Annotated in this window: 3 protein-coding genes; 1 reads left to right on the forward strand and 2 read right to left on the reverse strand. The window is 61.7% G+C overall.

What is annotated here, in order from left to right; all coding sequences use genetic code 11:
• Window positions 1–131: 131 nt before the first annotated feature.
• Together Q0288_RS15795 and Q0288_RS15800 are read right to left on the reverse strand one after the other, a co-directional pair.
• Window positions 132–653 (reverse strand): outer membrane beta-barrel protein, encoded by a 522-nt coding sequence (locus Q0288_RS15795; RefSeq protein ID WP_299432540.1) that lies wholly within the window; start codon window positions 651–653, stop codon window positions 132–134.
• 75 nt (window positions 654–728) lie between these two features.
• Window positions 729–917: a hypothetical protein gene (locus Q0288_RS15800; protein WP_299432543.1), complete on the reverse strand. Its 189-nt coding sequence runs from the start codon at window positions 915–917 to the stop codon at window positions 729–731.
• A 94-nt stretch (window positions 918–1011) separates the two neighbouring features.
• Between Q0288_RS15800 and Q0288_RS15805 the strand changes: the two genes are divergently transcribed.
• Window positions 1012–3148: BTAD domain-containing putative transcriptional regulator (locus Q0288_RS15805; protein WP_299432546.1), on the forward strand; the 2137-nt coding region annotated here is incomplete at its 3' end.

Consider the following 3148-nt stretch of genomic DNA (forward strand, 5'->3'; position numbering starts at 1 on the left):
GGGAGGTGGGGGCGGTGGGGGGGTACTGCTACCGCCGCAAGCGCTTAAGACTGCCAGACTGAGGACAAGACCGATGGTTCTGATGAAAGCCTTCATATCTCCTCCTTGATCACTTAAACCTGATCCCTGGTTCAGAAAAAGATGTTGGCCCCAACCCGCAGCTCCACCGTGGTGCCGCTGATCGGGAGCGAAACTGCCGATCCCCCCGCTGTTCCGCTCACCGTACCGGTTACGAAGCCCGGGCGGGCCTCGGCGAACAGCGCGAACTGGCGGTTGAGCAGGTACTCGACCCCGATAATTCCGTCGGCCCCGAACACCAGCCCCGAGACCGAGGCGCCCTGCACAAAACCGCTCAGGAAGCCCAGACCGACGCCTGCCCCAATGTAGGGGTTGATGGGGGAGTTGGGGGTGGTGATCAGGTATAAACCGTCCACACCAAAGCCGAATCCGGTTAACCCTCCCCCCGAGCTGAAGGTCAGGCTGCCCCTGGCCCCGAAGGCCGGGGTGAAGTTGGCTCCGAACTGAACCCCGAAGGTAGCGGTGCTATCGTTGAGGACAAAAGCGAAAGTTCCGCCCAGGTAGGCCCGCTGGGCCAGGCCCTGGGTAAGGAGGCCAGAGACGATCAGGACTAGGGGCAACAGGATTTTTTTCATAGCGGTACTCCTTGGGTGGGTCACCGGGGCCCGGGGTTACGACAAGAGAAGCTCGAGGCGGAGGGTCGGATGGTTTTACTCCGAGCTGGATTGTTTCGGGCGAAACTGCTCCATCCAGTGCAGGACGGCCTCGAGGCTATCGGTCTGGGCCTCCAGGCCACTTTGCACATGGCGCACCTGGTAGCGCTGACTGCCACCTGGAAGCAGCCAGCAGCGAACCAGAAAGGTGATTCGCTGCTTGGGCAGGCGCTTGGTTTTGTCCATAAAACGCTCCTCAGCAGGCTCATGCCGCCCATACTCTCCAGGGACACTTACCTGTCACTTACTTGCACTTACTGCCTTGCTAAGATGGAATTAGATGTCTTCGCAGATGCGGCTACACATTGGTTTATTGGGCCCATTTCGCCTGAGCCTGAACGACCAGACCTGGCCCATCGAGGCGCAGCGCAGGAAGAAATCCAGCGATATCATCAAGCTGCTCGCGCTCCAGCCAGGGCAGCGCTTGCACCGGGAACAGGTGCTGGAAGCACTCTGGCCCGACCTTGACGAGAAGTCGGGCATGAACAACCTGCACCAGAACCTCTACCACGCCCGCCGCATGCTCGAGCCGGGGCTTTCCAGGGGGGCCAGGTCGCGTTTTCTGACCTTCGAGCACGAGACCCTGGTGCTCTATGCCGGTGGCCCGGTCGAGGTGGATTACAGCGAGTTCCTGCGACTGGTGAACCAGGCCCGCAGGCAGGGCGATGCTGCGTACTACGAGGCGGCAATCAGGCTATACCAAGGGGATTTGCTGCCAGAAAACATTTACGACGACTGGACGGAGCCTCATCGGGACGAGGCTCGTTCACTGTATCTGGCGGCTCTGCTCGAGCTGGCCCGGAGGCTGGAGCAGCGGGGCGACCTGGCTCTGGCCGGGCACTTCCTCGAGCAGGCCATTGCCAAAGAACCCACCACCGAGGCTGCCCATCTAGCCCTGATGCAGATCTACGCCCGTTCGGGGCGGCGGATGGAGGCCATTCAGCAGTTCCAGACCTTACGTGAAGCCCTGGTGCAGGAGCTGGGTGAGGAGCCTGACGAGCATACCCGTGCCGTGTATGAGCAGGTTTTGCAGCAATTGCCCAGTCTCCTCGAGCCTCCGGCGCAGGTAGAGCCGAAACAGGCCCTCCTGGGGTGGGTGCCCGTACCCTTATCTCCGTTGATCGGGCGAGAAGCGGCCCTCCAGGAGACCCTTCAATTGCTGTCTACCACACGCTGCCTGACGCTTACCGGAGCAGCCGGTGCGGGGAAAACCCGCCTGGCCCAGGAGTTGGCCTCGAGGTTGCAGGGGCAGTATGAAGGGGGGGTCTGGTGGATAGAACTGGTGGCCTTGAGCGATGCCCAGATGATACTTCCAGCCATCGCCCAGGTGCTGGGTGTGCACGGTACCTCCCAGCCACCCCTGAAGAACCTCCTCGAGCGGCTGCTGGGCCGTAAAACCTTACTGGTGCTGGACAACTGTGAACATCTGATTGACGGCTGCGCCGAGGCGGCAGTCCAGTTACTCAGGTCGCTACCGCAGTTGCAACTACTGGCTACCAGCCGTGAGGCCCTGGGGATGGTGGGGGAGATTGCCTGGGTGGTGGCGCCACTGGAAGTTCCCGACCCAGAAGCCGAACTGCGCCCCAAGGAGCTGGATCGCTTCGAATCGGTGCGCTTTTTACTGGGACGGATTCGGCAACAGCAGCCTCGTTACGAGCTCAACGCTCGCAATGCGGTTTTCCTGGCACAAATCTGCCGCCGCCTGGAGGGCTTGCCGCTGGCCCTGGAACTGGCGGCAACCTGGGTCGGGATGCTCTCACTGGAACAGGTTGTTGCCCGTCTGGACAACAGCCTGCGCCTGCTGACGCGGGGCCACCGGGGTGGGGAGCGCCACCACCAGACCCTGGAGGCAGCCCTGCAGTGGAGCTACAACTTGCTCGGTGAGTCGGAAAAAAACCTGTTTGTCCGGCTTTCGGTGTTTGTGGGGGGATGGTCGCTCGAGGCCGCCGAAATGCTCTGTGCCGATCAGGGTTTTGCAGCAGGTGAACTGGCCGAGTGGCACTCCAGGCTGGTGCGCACCTCGATGGTGCTGGCTCTGGAGGAGGGTTCCCCGTTGCGTTTTCGTATGCTCGAGCCGGTGCGCCAGTTCGGCCTGGCCAGACTCGAGACCCTGGGGCTGGCCGAAGCCACCCGAAAAAGGCTGCTGGAGTGTTACCTGGCCGAGGCAACCACCATTGCTCCCAGGCTCACGGGACCGGAACAAGCCCACTGGTATAGCTACCTTTCAACTGAGTATGAAAACATCCGCGCAGTTCTACTGTGGAGCCAGCGAGCCGAGATCGAGCTGGGTTTGCAACTTGCAGCCCGGTTGTGGCGCTTCTGGCAGGTCAAGGGTCATGCCCAGGAGATGCTGGCCTGGTTTGAGGAGACCCTGCCCCAGGCCCCCCTGTTATCTCCGGCTATTCTGGCTGAGGCCT

The organism is uncultured Meiothermus sp. (genome assembly GCF_937863175.1).
Classification (GTDB): Bacteria; Deinococcota; Deinococci; order Deinococcales; family Thermaceae; genus Meiothermus.